The sequence below is a fragment of the Streptomyces sp. NPDC026394 genome, assembly GCF_055567735.1.
On sequence record NZ_JBVHPX010000012.1, the window covers coordinates 1 to 16,806 of the forward strand.

Annotated in this window: 17 protein-coding genes and 2 pseudogenes; 12 read left to right on the forward strand and 7 right to left on the reverse strand. The window is 68.8% G+C overall.

Features of this window, described 5'->3' with window-relative positions; all coding sequences use genetic code 11:
* On the reverse strand, positions 1-471 hold a 471-nt coding region (locus tag ACZ4QV_RS25485; protein WP_467763450.1), incomplete at its 3' end, for an IS701 family transposase.
* 536 nt (positions 472-1,007) lie between these two features.
* On the opposite strand from ACZ4QV_RS25485, the gene ACZ4QV_RS25490 reads away from it, so the two are divergent.
* Positions 1,008-1,382 (forward strand): cupin domain-containing protein, encoded by a 375-nt coding sequence (locus ACZ4QV_RS25490; RefSeq protein ID WP_361635923.1) that lies wholly within the window; start codon positions 1,008-1,010, stop codon positions 1,380-1,382.
* Positions 1,383-1,587: 205 nt separating this feature from the next.
* Complete coding sequence (locus tag ACZ4QV_RS25495) at positions 1,588-1,890, forward strand: hypothetical protein (RefSeq protein ID WP_467763451.1); 303 nt, start codon at positions 1,588-1,590, stop codon at positions 1,888-1,890.
* Between the two features lie 276 nt (positions 1,891-2,166).
* Here the strand turns inward: ACZ4QV_RS25495 and ACZ4QV_RS25500 are convergent, their stop codons facing one another.
* Positions 2,167-2,481 (reverse strand): helix-turn-helix domain-containing protein, encoded by a 315-nt coding sequence (locus ACZ4QV_RS25500; RefSeq protein WP_361620386.1) that lies wholly within the window; start codon positions 2,479-2,481, stop codon positions 2,167-2,169.
* Between the two features lie 1,193 nt (positions 2,482-3,674).
* Here ACZ4QV_RS25500 and ACZ4QV_RS25505 point away from each other — a divergent pair.
* Positions 3,675-4,748 carry a fatty acid desaturase family protein gene (locus ACZ4QV_RS25505; protein WP_361635919.1) on the forward strand — a complete coding sequence of 358 codons (1,074 nt, stop codon included), beginning with the start codon at positions 3,675-3,677 and terminating at the stop codon, positions 4,746-4,748.
* A gap of 200 nt (positions 4,749-4,948) precedes the next feature.
* Complete coding sequence (locus tag ACZ4QV_RS25510) at positions 4,949-5,437, forward strand: Asp23/Gls24 family envelope stress response protein (protein ID WP_361153848.1); 489 nt, start codon at positions 4,949-4,951, stop codon at positions 5,435-5,437.
* 736 nt (positions 5,438-6,173) lie between these two features.
* Here ACZ4QV_RS25510 and ACZ4QV_RS25515 read toward each other — a convergent pair.
* A complete protein-coding gene (locus ACZ4QV_RS25515; RefSeq protein ID WP_467763494.1) occupies positions 6,174-6,593 on the reverse strand; it encodes a spore-associated protein A in 420 nt (139 codons plus the stop codon).
* Between the two features lie 735 nt (positions 6,594-7,328).
* Here ACZ4QV_RS25515 and ACZ4QV_RS25520 point away from each other — a divergent pair.
* Positions 7,329-8,042 (forward strand): annotated as a pseudogene (locus ACZ4QV_RS25520) (Tn3 family transposase); the annotation flags it as partial.
* 738 nt (positions 8,043-8,780) lie between these two features.
* Here ACZ4QV_RS25520 and ACZ4QV_RS25525 read toward each other — a convergent pair.
* Together ACZ4QV_RS25525 and ACZ4QV_RS25530 are read right to left on the reverse strand one after the other, a co-directional pair.
* Positions 8,781-9,666, reverse strand: a pseudogene (locus tag ACZ4QV_RS25525) (site-specific integrase); the annotation flags it as partial.
* A gap of 36 nt (positions 9,667-9,702) precedes the next feature.
* Positions 9,703-10,089 carry a DUF5994 family protein gene (locus tag ACZ4QV_RS25530; protein WP_361619605.1) on the reverse strand — a complete coding sequence of 129 codons (387 nt, stop codon included), beginning with the start codon at positions 10,087-10,089 and terminating at the stop codon, positions 9,703-9,705.
* Between the two features lie 471 nt (positions 10,090-10,560).
* On the opposite strand from ACZ4QV_RS25530, the gene ACZ4QV_RS25535 reads away from it, so the two are divergent.
* The 5 genes from ACZ4QV_RS25535 to ACZ4QV_RS25555 all read left to right on the forward strand — a co-directional run bounded on the left by ACZ4QV_RS25535 (position 10,561) and on the right by ACZ4QV_RS25555 (position 14,222).
* Positions 10,561-11,127 carry a DUF5994 family protein gene (locus tag ACZ4QV_RS25535; protein WP_361619604.1) on the forward strand — a complete coding sequence of 189 codons (567 nt, stop codon included), beginning with the start codon at positions 10,561-10,563 and terminating at the stop codon, positions 11,125-11,127.
* 7 nt (positions 11,128-11,134) lie between these two features.
* On the forward strand, positions 11,135-11,413 hold the full coding sequence (locus tag ACZ4QV_RS25540; protein ID WP_467763452.1) for a hypothetical protein: 279 nt from the start codon (positions 11,135-11,137) through the stop codon (positions 11,411-11,413).
* A 482-nt stretch (positions 11,414-11,895) separates the two neighbouring features.
* Complete coding sequence (locus ACZ4QV_RS25545) at positions 11,896-12,276, forward strand: STAS domain-containing protein (protein WP_361619601.1); 381 nt, start codon at positions 11,896-11,898, stop codon at positions 12,274-12,276.
* Between the two features lie 234 nt (positions 12,277-12,510).
* Positions 12,511-13,953: a PP2C family protein-serine/threonine phosphatase gene (locus ACZ4QV_RS25550; protein ID WP_361619599.1), complete on the forward strand. Its 1,443-nt coding sequence runs from the start codon at positions 12,511-12,513 to the stop codon at positions 13,951-13,953.
* 95 nt (positions 13,954-14,048) lie between these two features.
* Complete coding sequence (locus ACZ4QV_RS25555; RefSeq protein ID WP_467763453.1) at positions 14,049-14,222, forward strand: CsbD family protein; 174 nt, start codon at positions 14,049-14,051, stop codon at positions 14,220-14,222.
* Positions 14,223-14,263: 41 nt separating this feature from the next.
* Here ACZ4QV_RS25555 and ACZ4QV_RS25560 read toward each other — a convergent pair whose 3' ends face one another.
* A complete protein-coding gene (locus ACZ4QV_RS25560; RefSeq protein ID WP_361619609.1) occupies positions 14,264-14,413 on the reverse strand; it encodes a hypothetical protein in 150 nt (49 codons plus the stop codon).
* Positions 14,358-14,789, reverse strand: coding sequence for a TetR-like C-terminal domain-containing protein (locus ACZ4QV_RS25565; protein WP_467763454.1), 432 nt, complete (start codon positions 14,787-14,789; stop codon positions 14,358-14,360). Before ACZ4QV_RS25565 ends, ACZ4QV_RS25560 begins: the two co-directional genes overlap by 56 nt.
* A 68-nt stretch (positions 14,790-14,857) precedes the next feature.
* Here ACZ4QV_RS25565 and ACZ4QV_RS25570 point away from each other — a divergent pair, with 68 nt between their 5' ends.
* Both ACZ4QV_RS25570 and ACZ4QV_RS25575 read left to right on the forward strand, forming a co-directional pair.
* A complete protein-coding gene (locus ACZ4QV_RS25570; RefSeq protein WP_361619595.1) occupies positions 14,858-15,175 on the forward strand; it encodes a hypothetical protein in 318 nt (105 codons plus the stop codon).
* Positions 15,172-16,317, forward strand: coding sequence for a N(5)-(carboxyethyl)ornithine synthase (locus ACZ4QV_RS25575; RefSeq protein ID WP_361619593.1), 1,146 nt, complete (start codon positions 15,172-15,174; stop codon positions 16,315-16,317). Before ACZ4QV_RS25570 ends, ACZ4QV_RS25575 begins: the two co-directional genes overlap by 4 nt.
* Positions 16,318-16,806 lie beyond the last annotated feature (489 nt).

A 16,806-nucleotide genomic window follows, 5' to 3' on the forward strand; every position in this document is an offset into this window, starting at 1 on the left:
CCACGACGCGGGCAGATACAACCGCCGGTCGATCAATGTGCGTCCGCGGCCCGTCGCGTAGGCGAGGAAGACCCCGATCTGGGAGTTCTCGGTGCGTCCCGCGGTGCCGGAGTACTGCCGCTGGACCCCGGCCGAGCGGACGCCCTTCTTCAGGAAACCGGTGTCATCGACGATGAGCACGGCATCCCGGTCGCCGAGGTGTTCCACGACGTAGTCACGTACGTCGTCCAGGACCTCGTCAGCATCCCACTCGATGCGGTTCAGCAGCCGGTGGATGCGATCGGGGCCGCCGTAACCAGCTTCCTCCGCCAGCGTCCAGCCGTTCTTCCGCTCCAGCGGCGAGATCAGCCCGCGCATATAGGCCAGCGCCGACTGGCGCGGCTCCTCCCGGCTGAAGCGGTGCACGAACCGCTCATGCACCGCTTCGAGTTCACCCGCCCACAACCTGACATCAGCAAGGCCCCCACCCATAACCAGACCAACGACCCAACTAGCCACCAGTCACGGCAAGCACCGTTGCAGTATTAGGGAGTGACTGAGGGATGCCCCGTCGTGGGGGAGTCGTTTCGCGTTGACCGACGTCCTGCTCGCCCGTCGATGCGAGACGGGGCCGTGCGTGGCCCCGGAGGTGGCCCGGGCCTGGGACCGGATCGTCGTCAGCCGTGGCCGGGTGCGCATCGATGATCTGGCCTTCCAGGTCGGATGGAGCCGAAGGCGCCTGTGGTCCCGGTTTCGGTCGCAGATCGGTTGCTCTCCCAAGCGCGCTGCGAAGCTGGTCCGCTTCAACCCTGCCGCCCACCACCTGGCCGGGCACGAGCGCGGCCCGGGTCGCAGCGGAGGGCGGTTACTCCGACCAGTCCCACCTCCATCGGGAGGTGAGGGCGTTCACCGGAGTAACTCCGGCGATCCTGGCCGGTGACCCAGGGCTGGCGGTGGACGGCACCGCGTGGGCGGGTCAGGGACCATTCGTACAAGACCGGCGCCCATAAGGCCGTGATGGTGGGGACATGAGCAAACACGACCCCCTCGCCGTCGCCAGGAAACTCGCACCGTTCGACTTCCGGGAACTCGCACCGTTCAACGGCGCCCCGCTCTGTGTGTACTACGGCGACCGGCTCGACCAGTCCGACTGGGAACTGCACCCCGACACAGACGAGTTGCTGATGGTCCTGGAGGGCAGTGTCACCCTCGAAATCCTCACCGGTACCGACCGCTACCGCGTACCACTGACGGCGGGCCAGTTCACGATCGTGCCCCAGGGCCACTGGCACCGGCACATCGAGGTGCACGACGTCATCGAGTTGTTCTACACGCCGGGCACCACCGAGGAATCCACAGCCGACGATCCCGGCGTTTCCGCTTCGGCTCCAGCAGATGTATGAGGCCGGCCCGCAGAAGACCCACGACAAGGAGCCGGCCGGCCACGGGAGTCGCGGCAGCGGACGACCGCCGCCGACCATGCGAACGGAGAGCCGACGGCGGCCGCGGACGGTTCCGCATCCTCCTTCGGCCGCTGTCCGGCTCCCACCCGCTGCAGGCGCTATCTCCGACGGCCCGGTGTGAGGGCCTGGACGGACCGTGGAACGTGTGGCAGAGGCGGCCAACCCGGTTCCAGGCAGGCTCGGTCCGGCCAGCGGCACGAGTGCGGTTCCGGACGGGGTGGAAGGCCGGTCGGCCGGGGCTGCCGCCAGGCCGACCGGCGCGGTTGTCGCGGACAACGCCTGTTCGTCCCGCGACAACTGTGCCTACCTGCGCAAACGCAACAGCGAAGCGATCATTTCGGAGACGAAGGACCGGGCTGCCCACCAGAAGAAGAAGGCGCCACGGGCGGGCGGCCCGTCCGCCACGACACCGGTCTCTGCACGAAGCGCAACACCGTCGAGCGCCTGAGCAGCAAGCTGGCGCGCATCGCACGGCTCCGGTGGGCGGACAGCCCGTCCCGGACCAGTACTACGCACTCCCCGCCGTAGCACGCCTTGACCTGCTCCAGTACCTCGATCAGTGCGGTGGTGTCGTAGCTGCCGGGCTTGAGGTGGAAACACAGGCGCGGACCGAGAACGGGGTCGGTGGCTTGGTAGCCGACGGCTGCAGTCCACGGCGCCCGTTTCCAGCCCGACCGGTGCCGAAGGAGCGGAGTGCGCCCCGAGAGCGTAGGTGCGGCGGATCTCAGGCAACAGCGAGACGCCTGATTCGTCGAGCAACGCGATCCAGGCACGTGTGTTCACCGCCCCTTTTGATGCGTGGCCACTCGTGCGCGACCCAGCGGGCGATCTCGGATTCGTTCCGCTCCACCGCCCGACGCTCCGGCCGTTGCGGACTCCATCCCAACCGGCCGGCCAGCAGGCGCCAGACCGTGGCCTGTGGCAGCGGCACTCCCGTCACCCGCTCGACGACCAGGCCGACCCCCTCCAAGGTCCACAGATCGGCCTTGGCTTCATGGGCCTGGGCTCCCTGCTCCAACGCCGTCGGCACTTCGTCCACCTGGGCGTTGTCCGCGGCACGTGGCGACTCGGTCCGCTCTCAGCGGGCGGCCGATGCGCGTACCTCTGTTCACCGTCCCAAACCCTTGGGTGGTGAGTGCGCGAGATCTGTTCCGCGCTTCGTGTTCGCTCCGGCGCCGCAGGTGTTCCCTCGGCGTGGGCGAGCCGGCCGGCTGCCGGTACTGGCTTCGGTTGCGATACCGTTCGCGACCACGCGAACGACGACCGTGCGTGCCGCGGCCTCAAACGCTCAAGAGCACGTGTGTCGCTGTGGAGCGCAGCATGCTCGTTCTGCTTTTTCTCGTCTCCATCGCCCTGTTCGGCTTCGGTTTTCTCCAGTCTCTCTGGTGGGCGGCCGCGGCCGTGCTGCTCGACGGGATCTTTCATTACGGCCGACGTGAAGGCGGTCCGCGCGGGGGGCCGGAGCCACACGGGGTACCGGCACATTCGGGAGGGCCGCGATCGCCGTGCCCGCTGGGACCGTTGTACCGCTGGGAGCACCGGGGCCGTTGACACCGCGAGGAGCGCGAACGGGATCGGGAGCACCGATAGCCGACAGATGGTTCACGTCATGCGTGGGGAGATACATGGAGAGTGGAGCCTGGTGGCGGTGTCCTCGGTGAAGGACGCCGCCCAGGGCGTCGACGGCCGCCGCCTGCGGGCCGAGTAATGAGCAACTGCGCCGGGGTCTGACCGGCCGCCCGGATCAATCAAGTATGCAGCGTGACGACAGCCCTGCCGACCGCACATGACAAACTCCGAGGCATGTTGGCTTGATAGCCATGGCGGCGGCGGTGCCTCCTGGAAACGTGCGGCGGGCCAGCGGTTGACTGCCCGACCTCCGGTCTTCCTCCCATCCGGCAAGGTGACCGCACGCCCGGCCCTTCCCCCTTGCTGCGTGTGAGTACATGGCTGGAGTCGCGTCTGTTCAAGGAGGGCGGGGAGGGGTACGGTGAACGCAGAGGCCCGAGCCCCCGGCCGCGTGAGGACCCGCCCGGAGGGCCAAGTGCCCCAACACTCGACACACGAGTTCACGGACCTCGCTCAGCGTGGTGACCCGTCTTCCGGTGCGCCTGTGGCACGTGTCCGTGTGGCCCGCCGCCGGTGCACCGTGGCGTCGCACCGCGGGCAGCGTCCGGCCCTGTCGTCTACTGTGAGCACAGCCGGCCCGTCGGGGCCGGCGAGATTGGCTGTATGAGTTCTGACACCCCGCTGAACCAGGTTCTGCCGCTGCCCCGGCGTAAGGGCGGCAGCGACTTCGCCCGGCTCTCCAAGAAGATCGCGGAGGCCGGCCTGCTGGAACGGCGGCCGACCTACTACGCAGTGCGGGGTGCCTCGGTGGCCGTGCTGTACGTCGTCGGTTGGGCCGCTTTCGCCCTGGTCGGTGACAGCTGGTGGAGCCTGGCCGTGGCCGCGTTCCTGGCCCTGGTCTTCGGCCAGGTTGCCCTGGTCACCCACGATGTGGCGCACCGCCAGGTGTTCCGGCTGCGCCGGGCCAGTGAACGCTCCGGCCGGGGGGCTGCGAATCTGGGCATCGGCATGGGCTACGGGTGGTGGCAGGACAAGCACACCCGCCACCACGCCAACCCCAACCATGAAGAGCTTGACCCGGACGTCGTCCCGGACCTGCTGGTCTGGTCCCAGACCCAAGCACGCGCCGCCACCGGACTTCCCCGGCTGCTCGGCCGCGCCCAGGCGTTCCTGTTCTTCCCGCTGATCCTTCTGGAAGCCTTCAACCTGCACGTGGCCGGTGTCAGGGCATTGGTCAACCGCTCGCTCAAGCGCCGGGGCCTGGAAGGAAGCTTGCTGTTCGCGCATTTCGCGCTCTACCTGACGGCGCTGTTCGTGGTGCTCCCGCCCGGCATGGCGGTGGCCTTCCTGGCGGTCCACCAGTGTCTGTTCGGCGTCTATCTGGGCTCCATCTTCGCTCCCAACCACAAGGGCATGCCCACCCTGACCGGCCCTGAACGCCTCGATTTCCTGCGCCGTCAGGTCCTCACTTCCCGCAACGTACGCGGCGGTTGGCTCATCGACATCGCACTGGGCGGCCTGAACTACCAGATCGAACACCACCTGTTCCCGAACATGCCCAGCCCGCATCTGCGCAAGGCGCAGCCCATCGTCCGCCGGTACTGCCAGGAGGCAGGCATCGACTACCTGGAGGTCGGCCTGTTCGCCTCCTACCGGCAGGTCCTCAAGAGCCTGCACCACGCCGGCACCCCGATCCGTCAGGGGACCCCGGCCGCCCCTGACACGCCCACCGGGTAGTGGCGGCTCTGTCGTTCAGGGCCGTCATGAACAGTGGGCCGGACCTCACAGCCGCAGGTGTCCCGGACGGGGGTGCGAGGCCCCGGAGACATCGTTAACAGCCTGCGTAGTTGCTGAGTTGGCCGGACCTCGCGGTGTACGGAACAGCCCTCACCGTTGGAGAATGAGAGCCGGTGGACCACCTGAGGAGGTGGCTTCGCATGACGGAGCCGATCAGCCCGAGCACGCACACATCCGCTGAGCCTCGCCGCCCGGACAACGCGACGACACCATCCGGGCGGACCGGCCCCGCCCAGTTGTCCTCGCCCCGGGGCAAGACCACCATCGCGGACGGCGTGGTGGAGAAGATCGCCGGAATGGCAGCCCGTGAAGTGCCCGGCATCTACGCACTGGGAGGCGGCCTCGCCCGTACCTTCGGGGCGATGCGTGACAAAGTCCCCGGCGGTGGTTCGAACTTCAGCCGCGGGGTCAAGGTCGAAGTCGGTGAACGGCAGACGGCCATCGACCTGGACGTGGTCGTCGAGTACGGGGGCAGCATCCCCACCATCGCCGCCGACGTCCGCGACAACGTGACCTCAGCCCTGGAACAGATGACGGGCCTGGAAGTCGTCGAGATCAACATCTCCGTCAACGACGTCCACCTGCCCGACGACGACACCAAGGAAGACACCGAAGACCGAGTCCACTGACAACCGGCTTAGAGTTCCGCTACGGAGAAACGTTCCGTCAGAAGGCGGAGCCGAAGACCTCCCGTCCGTCGCCGCCCTCCAGGACGTCCGGTACGCGGGACGCCAGGCCCGCACCACGTCCTGTTCGACGGGCGGCCCAGCACGCTCGGGCCCGACACACACGAGTTCGCCACCACCATCCGGGCGCGCGTCTCGGCCGGCGCGCGGCAGTTCCCCACCCCGACGGCTGCCCCCATCCAAGGGCGCTCCGTGCCAACCGGGGCGCGTGCGTGTCGTCGGGCACAACACCGTGCTGCTCGTGACCGACGCCGAGGGCCCCGGCCGACTCGACGTCACGGTGGTCGGAGCTGGCCTCCGCACCCACCACGGGCCCGGGGCATCGCCCCCGGAGCATCTGCTGCCGTTGCGACCTCCCCCTCGTCTCCCAGCGCAGGGGCACCGCTTGGGAGAACCTGGGCGATCTCGCCGGCGCTGGGGAGTTGGTGGAGAGATTCGGTTGCGTAGGACAGCACGAACCTGACAGTTCCGGGAAACAGAGCTGTTCAGCTCAGACGTACGGAGCATCACATCAGGTGCGGAACACGACCGTATGTCGGAAGGATTCAAGAACACCTTGCCCGGTCGTGGAGTTTGGCCGGCTATTCGCCATCAAGTGGCGGCGAGAACCAGGTTCGCTAAGTGCAAGAGGCCGTCGTCTCCTCTTTCTGCGCCGCATCATCAGGTCCGGCTAGTCACCTCACCGGGCGATGCGGCCACAGTTGGTGCCGCTCTTACCGGCTGACTCACCCGCGATTACTCCGCCCCAGGAGACACAGTAGCCTTTGGCGTCGAGGTAGACAGGACCCGCGTACGAACGGTAATAGCCGTCGTCATCGGCGTAGTCTCTCGTGTCGTCCCGCTGGACCCAGACGTACATATGGACAGCAGGACCAGCAGTTTTCCGGACTGTCACCGCACAGTTCTTACCCGTCGCGGCGTTGTAGGTCAGGTAGGACGTGCCCACCTTCCCTATGTCGGCCTGGTTCACGACCTTGTAGCCGGCGCCACATGCTTTGTTGTAGGCGGCCGCGGCTTTGGCCGGAGCTGCTGCCGACCCGGTGGCTGTCGCCATGACGCCCCCAGCCGCCAGTGCCACCGCGGCCCCCGCCGATCGGATGTGTCCCCAGCGTTGCATCGTGTTTCCTCCTCGAAGCCATGCCCGGTGTACCACCCGGCGCCCCGCCGACTTGGCTGACCCCCGTGGTGGCACTTACATCTGCAACGACACGGTTGAAGCCCCGGTCAGTTGCATCCCGTGCTTTGCAACTCGTCGTCGTCGGCACGTTCCGGCTCAGAGAACACTCCGGCCCCAGACGCCATACCGGACGGTGCATCAGGCACCGCACCCCGACGAAGCCGGGCCCGCTGATCGGCGTACTCCTCCCGTCCACGAAACGCGGGGACGGGGCCCGGCAGGGCCGTGCGGGCAGGGCGACAGCTCCAGGATGAGGTCTTCGGATGCTCCGCCGTCCGGAAGAGGTTCGCGCGGACCCTGACGGGTGGGCGTCGGCGGGAGGAAGCTCCAAAGGACCCGGCCCGAGGGGCCGGCGCCGCAACGGTTTCCGAAGGGAGCCCCGTCGACGCCCGTACTCCCTGCCCGGGAAGATACGGGCCTGAGGCTGCATGGGAGAAGACATCAGGCCGGTACTTCTCGGCGAACCCCATCGAGACCGGTACGCCGACACCGGTCACCGAAATCCGTCGTCCCGGCTTCCGTGCGCGCAGCACAGAGGAGAACGCACATGCCATACAGAAAAACTGCCATCTTCGTGAGACTGCTCTTCATCTCTTCGACGGTCACCTTTGCCGCGGACAGTTCTCTCGTACATGCCTACTTCTCCGACGCCACCCCAATACCGCCCCGTACAGCGACATCGTCTTCGGCCTGCTCACCGAGGCTGGCTATGCGTATGCGCTGCAGCTGGCGGATCTTCCCGATCAGAAGATGTGGCGCACTTACAAGAGTGTCGACTACGGCCCGTTCAACGACGTCGCCCGCGGCCGCAGCGATCTGGCGAAGGTCGAGTGGCACTGGGAGGACATCCTGCGGATCATCGGCTCAATCCACACCGGCGCCGTACGCGCCTACGACGTGATCCGGATGCTGTCTCGGGACGGGCGGCCTACCCCGCTGGGGGATACGATCGCGCACTACGGGCGGATCTCCAAGACCCTGCACATTTTGCGCCTGGTCGATGAGCCCGGCTACCGCCGTCATATCAAGAAGCAGGCCAACCTGCAGGAGGGCCGTCACGACCTGGCTCGAAAGATCTTCCACGGGCGGCACGGGCAGCTCTTTCAGCGCTACCAGGACGGTATGGGGGACCAGAGCCGTGCCCTGGGCCTGGTCTTGAACACCTTGGTGCTGTTCAACAGCCGCTACATGGATGCCGCCATCACGAAGCTGTGCGTTGACGGCTTCGACGTCCGCGATGAGGAAGTCGCCCGGCTCTCGCCGTTCGTGCGCCACCACCTCAACGTGCTGGGCCGCTATTCCTTCCAACCTCCCGAGCTGCCCGGCGGCCTGCGGCCGCTGCGGGAGAAGGACGCAGGCGACGAGGAGTAACCCGACGGCGGCGACGTAGCGGGTAGGCCCCGTGGGCGGCTGCGGCCGCCGTCCCCCGCCGAGGCCGGTCTCGGGGAGCTTTGCGGGGTGGGGCCGGTCCCGGCCCCACCCCCGGGGGAGAGGACGGACGCCGGGGCCAGGCCACCCAGGCGCGGAGGGGATCGACACCGGGCCGTGGGGGCACCGCACAGTCGTGTGCTCGGCGGGGGTCCAGCATTTATAGACTTGCCCGTACACCCAGTCGGTCGACTTCGCACGCAGTCGGTCGTCGGCGTGCACCGGGTGGGCATGCTGGCGCCTTTGCCGCCCAAGGTGGAGACTGGCATAGATGGGATGCCTCCCGGCGGGTGTCCCCTTCGCCCTTGAGGGCGAGCCGGGCATGCCTGAGTCGTCGCATGAGGACCGGCTGGCGTTGGCGTTCGTCGACCTTGCCGACACGCTGGTGCAGGATTTCGACGTCATCAACTTCCTCCACTCCCTGACCGAGCACTGCGTGGATCTGCTGGACGTGGCGGCGGCCGGGGTGCTGCTGGCGACCCCGCAGGGCCAGCTGGTGGACGCGGCCGCCTCGGACGAGCGCACCCGCAAGCTGGAGCTGGCCAGCACCGAGTGGGATGAGGGCCCGTGCCGGGACTGCTTCCGCTCCCGTGCCCAGGTCGCCGTGGACCGCCTCGACGATCCCGCCGTGCAAGTCCGGTGGCCGTACTTCGCCCCGGCGGCCGTGGAATTGGGATTCACCGAGGGATGGAAGCAGCGGCGCACGTTCTCCGCCTTCTCGTGCCGCGCCTTGGCCATGAGCATGGGCAGGGACGCTCCGGTCTTGCCGAGGTGGGTCAGCCCGGAGTGCCGGTATGCGTGCAGATCTCAGCCGGTCACCGTCGCGCCGCCGCGGGCGGTGTGCGCGTCCAGCAGCATGCGGGCCCCGGTGTCCGGGCACACATCGCGCGGACTGACGACCTTGCCGGGCCCGGCTTGCGGTGGGCGGTGAACACCGGCCCACGGGTGCGTCCCTTGAGCAGCCGGGGCAACAGCCGGGCGGTACCGTCATCCCAAAACACGGTCGCCGGCACGAAGCCCTCCCTCTCCGCGCCATCGGGTCCGCGGCCTCGCCCCCTTCGCCTTCACCGCAGCCCGGCGCCCCGCCAGGTCCAGCTCTTCGAGGTTGGCGCCGAGGATTTCTCCGCCCGCGCGGCAGGTTTCGTACAGCATCCGCCACGTCTTCTCCCGCAGATGCACCTCCCGGCGGGCGATCAGCCGGTCGATCGCCATCGTCGAGCGGGCCGGAGTCTCGCTGTCCGGCGGGCCAGCCGATTGGTCCAGGCCAGCACCGCCGGCACTTCGTAGCCGCGTTCGCGGCACCAGGCCAGGCGGGACAGCACCGCTGCCCGCGGGGCGTTCCAGGTGTTGACCGCGGCGGTGCCCCACGACTGCTCCAGGGCCTCGCCAACCTCGTCGTCCGCGATCCCGCGACCGGCCGGGCCTCGCCGAGCCGCTCGACGGTCTTGTCCAGGCCGATCGCGTACGTGCGCAACGGAGTGGGGTTGCGGAGCGAGTCGAGGAAGGCGTCGGCCGCGCCGCGCACGGTGAGCGCCGTGCCGGGGATCAGCTGGACGACCGTGGCCACCGCACCCTGGCCGTTGGCCGGCCGGGGCTCTGCTCCTCAAGCGGGAACGACTCCGGTGGCGGCAAAGATCTCCGCGGCCGATGTGTTGTTACCGTCCTGGACAGCCATGGCCATGGCTGCGCGTGCCGCGGACGCGTCGGCCTGTGGCGGGAGCATCAGGAAGGAGAAGATGTCCTGCCGCCCGCGGGTGACGAGCATCGTGCCGTCGCCGACCTCGGACCAGTCGATACGGATCAGGTGACCGTCGACGACCAAGTGGTGCGGGTGCGCGTCCCAGGCGCTCGCGTCCAGTCCGAGACGTGCGAGGGGACCCAGCCGCTCGGTCAACACGTCTATCAAGCCAGGCAGCTCGGTTTCGAGATGCCGGGACCTCGGCCACCACGTGCCGTCGAAGGTCCCGTCGCGGCGAGGAGTCGTCTCCATTCTCAGTACGGTTATCCCTGGGCCCGCCTGATGGACTCGGACGCCGTCCGGCAGCATCACGGGCAGCAAAGGGTCAACGGTCATGGCGCACCGTCCGCACCCGAATGCGGTAGCAGTCGCTGTGGCGCCCGTGGCCGGAAGGTCCGTTCGCCGATCACCGGCGGACCGAGTGTGTTCATGGTCATCACGCGACCTCGCCCGGGGCAGCCCCGGTGTGGTGCTTCGCCGAGAACGACACGGGAAACCGAGCCCGCGTAGAGGAGCCCTCGGTGTAACCAGCCTACTCTTGAACCACCGCTTCCCTGGTCAGGGTCTGTGCCCAGGGAAGCGGCAGTCGGCAGTCGTGGTTGGCGCTGACGGCAGAGTACGCTGGTGGTACCGAGAGCATTTCCTGACCGGCTTCCTTGCCGGTATCTCTCTCGGTTCCAAGTACCGGGCCGGGCACGCCGGGCCCGGGGACGGGTCGACACCATGACGGTGATCACCGAACGAGCCCCGCCGGCCACGCGGGCTGTCAGCCCCTCCGGCCACCCGCCGGCCCGGCTCTCCCTCAAGCCCTCGGGCCCGCGCACCGGGCTGCTCGACGGCGCCTGGTGGCCTCGCTCGCGCGACCTCGGACGTGAGCTTCCCACCCTGACCGGACAGCTGGAACCCCTGTGGGGCCGCATCACGCGCGTCACGGTCAACCCGACGCACTGGCCGGTCGTGCCGCGCAAGATCCCTGCCAATGGCCGTGTGATCAAGGTGGGCTGGTTCACCGACGAGCAGGACCCGCATCAGCTCCTGTTGCTCTCCTACCGCGTCGGGCGCTGGGATCTGCTGATCGTCCCTCCGGAGACCGGCGCGGCCGCCGCCGCACGGCTCATGGACGCCGCTTCGGACCCGCGCACCGCCTGTACCGGCAGCCAACTCCTGGGGGCCGAGTTGGCCCGTCACCCCGCGGCCTCTGCCGAGGCGGCTTCGCCGGGCCGCACCGAGACATGGGAAGCGGAGGGCGGCGCCATGGCCGCACCCGTTTCCACGACCGACGGGAAGTGACACGGCCATGGGCACCGGCCTCACCGTCACTGTCATGCTCGCGATGATCGCTCTGGGAGTATTCGTGATCCACCTTCTGAACGCCCAGCACAACGACCGGATCGCGCTGCACCGATACAGCAGCCGCATTCCGTACCGCCGCGGCTCCCGCAACCCGGCCCGGCCGCAGCAGGTCACCGCCGCCTCTCTCCCCGTTCACACCCGCCGGGACCACAGGGACGGAGGCCGCGGACGCCTGCGCCCGCGGCGCAGGACCACCGGATCCTTCAAGGGCCGGAGGTTCTGACAGGAAGAACAGCGCGACGCGGCGGGCCTGTGACCGGGCCTGCCGTGCGGTTCTCGCGGTAGCAACCACGGGCCTGCCACGGGCGGTGAGCGGGCACTTGGTGCCCGTACGGATTCAAGGGCCGAAGAGCCGCGCTGACGTCCGCGTAGTCGCCGCGCCCCCGTACACCTCCCGGCGGTCGCGCCGATGCCCGAGTCGGGCTCCACGCGCAGCCCGGCCGGACCCGCGTCTTGCGCGCTGCCGTGCCCTCGACCGCTTCGCCGACCCTGACCGACCCGTTAGCGTCCTACCCGAACTGGCTCCGCCCGTGAGCATTTTGAGGCCTCCCGCTCCCGGTTTGCTGGGCCCGGGGCTACCCTCATATCAGGACGTCGACGTTCCAGACCCCGACGGCGCGTTGCTGCTGAGCGCACACCTGCCGGGACCACGGCCCGCACCGCCGCTGCCCCGTCCCGGCCCGGACGCCCGGAACCGGAGGCGCCATGTCCCTGCCCGGTCTGAACGTTTACCGGCACGACAAGCGGGACCGTGCACTGATCACTCTTGCCGGTGAGATCGACCTGACGACGGCGCCGTTGGTCAGCGCGTCCCTGCGGGAATGCCTGTACGGCACCATGCGCACCATCGATGTCGACCTGACCGCCGTCACCTTCTGCGACGTGAGCGGCCTCAACGCCTTCCTGCACGCTGCCGCGCAGGCCACGCACACAGGCAGAACCCTGCGACTGCATCATCCGCCACTCGCTCTACGACGCATCCTCTCGCACGGCGACTCTGCCCTGCTGCTGGGCGGCATTCCAGCGAGTCACCGCGGAAGCACGCCCTCACCATGGCCCGCTTCCTTTCCGGCAGGCACACCGTGACGGGCGCCAGACCCGGACCAGGCCGGGAGCGGTCCACGCCTCGCTCGGCGCGAATTCGGCGGATCAGGCCGGCCACGCCGCCCACAGTGCTTTTCAGGCGTGGGGACGGCAGGACATCGGACAGGTCCGCAGGCTCTCCGGACCGGTGGCGCAACGGGCACGATGCTGCCCGCCGCGTCCTCGCGCACGACACCCGTACGCAGCGCCCTGAGAAACCGGAAACGAGGTGGGCACATGCCGGACGACAAACAGAGCGGGAAGCCTGAACTCGCCTCCGAGGACGGCCGGGAACGAGAAGCGCGACGTATCGCGGCGGTTCGCCGTTACGACATCCTGGGCATCCCGCCGGACGGGGCGTTCGACCGGATCGCCGCGCTGGCCGGACGCCTCTTCGACGTCCCGATGGCGACGGTGACGATCGTGGACACTGACCGAGTCTGGTTCAAGGCCGCCTACGGGCTGGAAGGCGCCACCCAGACCGGCCGGGACGCAAGTTTGAGCAGCTCGGCAATCCTCTCCGACGCGCCCCTGGTCATCCCCGACACCCATCACGATGGCCTGACCCGCGCACACCCGATGGTGACCGGCCCCGCCGGCACCCGCTTCTACGCCGCGGCACCGATCACCACTGCCGACGGCCACCGGCTCGGCGCCGTCGAGATCCTGGACACCCGGCCCCGCCGGACCACCCCCGAGCAGGCCGCCGCGCTGACCGATCTGGCCACGCTGGTCATGGACCAACTGGAGCTGAGGCTGTCCGCGTTGCACATGCTGCGCAGGGAACGCGAACTACTGGAGGTCGCACGCGCGGCACGCGACGGGGCCGAGCAGGACCGGGCCCGGACCGCCGCATTCGCCACGGCCCTGCAGAGTTCCCTGCTGCCGCCGGCCCTGCCCCACGTGCCGGGCCTCCAGGCGGCCTGCCACTACACGACTGCCTCCGTCCACGACATCGGCGGCGACTTCTACGACATCTTCCCCCTTGGCGCCGGCCGGTGGGCGTTCTGCCTCGGTGACGTGAGCGGCAGAGGTACTACGGCGGCCGCGCTCACCTCGATGATCCGCCACACGCTTCGCTCCACGGCGCTGCTGGAGCCCGACCCGCACACCGTGCTGGAGACGCTGAACACGGCTCTGCTGGCGGACCCGACCGCCGGCGTCCGCCTGTGCACCCTGATCTTCGGCACCCTGGTTCCCGACCCGGCAGGCGGGTTCACCATCACCCTGACCGGAGGCGGCCATCCTCCCGCATACCACCTGCGCCCGGCCCGCCGGGGACTACGCCCCCGTGCTGAACCGATGCAGTTGTCCGGCGGCATGCTTCTCGGTGCACTCGACGGCGTCCCGATCGTCTCCCGGACGTTGCGCCTGGCACCGGGCGAGGCACTCCTGCTGCACAGCGACGGCCTGACCGCCTCGCGCACCTCCCACGGCGCCCGTTTCGACGAGGAAAGCCTGGCCGCGCACCTCACCCATCACGCGGCCACCAGTACGGCCCCCCGCGCAGCCGCCGTCATCGACGACCTCGCTGCCCTGCTGGCGACCTTCCCCGTCGGCCCGGCGGACGACGTGGCCCTTCTCGCTCTCAGCGCCACCCCCTTGGAAGCCGACGGCGCACCCGTCGGCGCATCGGGTACCACCCACACCAGTGGCCCCCGTCCACAACAGCACGCATGATCTCGCCACCGGACGGAGTCGCGGACCACTTTCCCGTAACGCGCACATCCACGATCTCCGAAGCGACAGTCACCACACCACAGACAAGGACCACCATGGACATGGGACGAGTCATCAAGAACAAAGCCCAGACAGCCAAAGGCAGGATCAAGGAGACCCTCGGCCGGACCGCCCGCAACAGGCAGACCCAGCGCGAAGGCCGGTCGGACCGCTCGATGGGCAACCTCAAGCAAGCCGCCGCCAAGGCCAGGAAAGCCTTCAAACGCTGACCGGTGCGGAGACGCTCCGGAAAACCGCTTCGGCGCCGCGATCACATTGTCCGGGCATCGGCGCCGAGCACGGTAATGCTCACTCCGTACTCGACGACCACCATCAGGTCCACCGCGGTCTGGCGCATACCGGCCTCATTCGTGTCCCCACGGCCCGTGTTCGATCCGCCACCGGGGGCCTTCTTGCGCATCGCACCGAAAGTTTGGTGGCCGAGACCACCCCTCTGCCCGTGTGACGAGCACGCGGTCGACCAGGTCGTCGATGCAGTCCGGTGTCAACGGCCCGACGCCGAACAGCACCCGGGCATAGGTCGGTGTCAGGACGACGTCCAGCACATCCGGCATGTACAGGGGTTCCTCGCCGCGGGCGCGGGCCCGGTCGAGCATGCCCCGGACCCGTTCGGCGCGGGCGGCGGGGGCGGCGGCCGGCGCTGTATCGACACCCGCCCGCCCTCCCGGCCGCGCCCGAGGTGATCGTGCGGGCTGCGTCGTGCTGAGAACGGTGGTTCGAACCGGTCGCATACCGGAGTACGGTGACAGTACCGGGCGTATCTCGTATGCCGTCATCCCTTTCGGTGTCGCTCTCGGCGAACGGCAAGCCCGGGGGCCCGTCGGCCCCCGAGGACGTGGGACTGATGTATTCGCAATCCTCCATCTACAGCCGCTGCAAAAGCCGTTCGGCACCGACCGAAGAGATGCTCTTCGGGCTGACCTGCGTTATCTGCGGCACCGACTACCGGAGCGCACCGACCGCGGACGGCCTGGTGGTCTCCCGCAGCGGTGACGGGCCCACACTGGCCTGCCGGGGTGTGTGCGCCCGGCTGGCCAGCGGGTCCGCCACCGGCCTGGACGAGACCCCGCTGTCCTTGACCGAGCGCGTACGCCGGTACGAGGCGCGCTCCCGGAAGCACGTCGGCCAGGCGCAGCGCGACCAGCGGGGCAGCGACGCATGAGCCTGATGACCCTGGGCGTACTCTCCTCCCGCCACAAGGAGAACGAGTTCCGCCTTCCGCTGCATCCCCGCCATCTCGACCGCATCGACTCCGATATACGCGAGCGCATCTTCCTCGAGCACGACTATGGCCTCCGCTTCGGCCTCGACGACGAGGCGCTGCGCCCCTTCGTGGCCGGCCTGCGCTCCCGCGGGCGGCTGATGACCGACAGCGACGTGCTGCTGCTGCCCAAGCCGATGCACGAGGATGTCTCCGCGATGCGCACAGGCCAGGTGCTGTGGGGATGGCCGCACTGCGTGCAGGACGAGGAGCTGACCCAGCTCGGCATCGACCGGCGGCTGACCGTGATCGCCTGGGAGGCCATGAACCGTTGGACCGCCACGGGCGACTTCAGCGTGCACGTCTTCCACAAGAACAACGAGCTGGCCGGCTACTGCTCCGTCCTGCACGCGCTGCAGCTCGGCGGTGCGACCGGCAGCTACGGCCGGCGTCTGCGCGCGGTGGTCATCAGCTTCGGTGCGACGGCGCGTGGAGCGGTGACGGGCCTGGGCGCCATGGGCGTGTCCGACGTCACGGTGCTCACCCAGCGCGATGCGGTGGCGGTCGCCTCGCCGATGCCGTCCGTGGTGATGGGCCATTTCCAGGAGCAGCCGGACGATCCGACCCGCCTCCAGGCCCTGACCCCTGTTGGTCCGGTACCGCTCGCCGAGTACCTGTCCGGGTTCGACATCGTCGTCAACTGCATAAGGCAGGACACCGACGCGCCGCTGACATTCGTCACGGACAAGGAGCTGGATCTGTTCCGGCCGGGGGCCTACTTCGTGGACGTGTCGTGCGACGAAGGCATGGGCTTCGAGTGGGCGTACCCGGCCACCTTCGGCGAGCCGATGACCACCATTGGTGCCGGCTGCCACTACTACGCCGTCGACCACAGCCCGTCGCATCTGTGGGATTCGGCTACGTGGGAAATCAGCGAGGCCGTCCTCCCGTATGTGCGCAGAGTCCTCGAAGGCCCCGGGGAATGGGAGGCCGACGCCACGATCAGTAAGGCGATCGAGATCCGCGACGGCGTCGTCCAGAACCCGAAGATCCTCTCCTTCCAGCACCGGGCCACCGCCTACCCGCACGACCGGACGCCGTAGGTCCCCGACTCACGGACCGGGCCGTAGGGCCTGTCGCTGCCACTGTCGTCGTATCGGCCTCGGCGTGATAGGGCCCGTGCGGCTGCCCAGGAGCGGGCGTCTTCTCCGGCCTGCACAAGACCCTGCCGCGCGAAACGGAGCGGACCGGCCGCCCGTAGGCGGTACAGCGACTCCGGCAGTGGTTCGCCAACAGTCTCCAGTGGCCCCTGTGCCGCCCGTACGACGCGATGCGGCGCCTTGGCCTGGAGGCGGAAGCTAGCGACTTCGGCCTTGATGTCAATGGCAACGGCATCGTCCACACGGCCCGTACGCACTGGCGGGCCAGCCATCCCGGCCGCTACCCGGGCGATTTCATGGCCAGTCGGTCGCATCCTGTGGTCGGATTCCAGGTCGCCTCAACTCACTCGACCTGGTGTGCTGTTCCGGGACGTTGGTGACAGGTGACGCGTCCGCGATGGGTGCTTGAAAGAGGTGAAGGCCTTCTGGCTC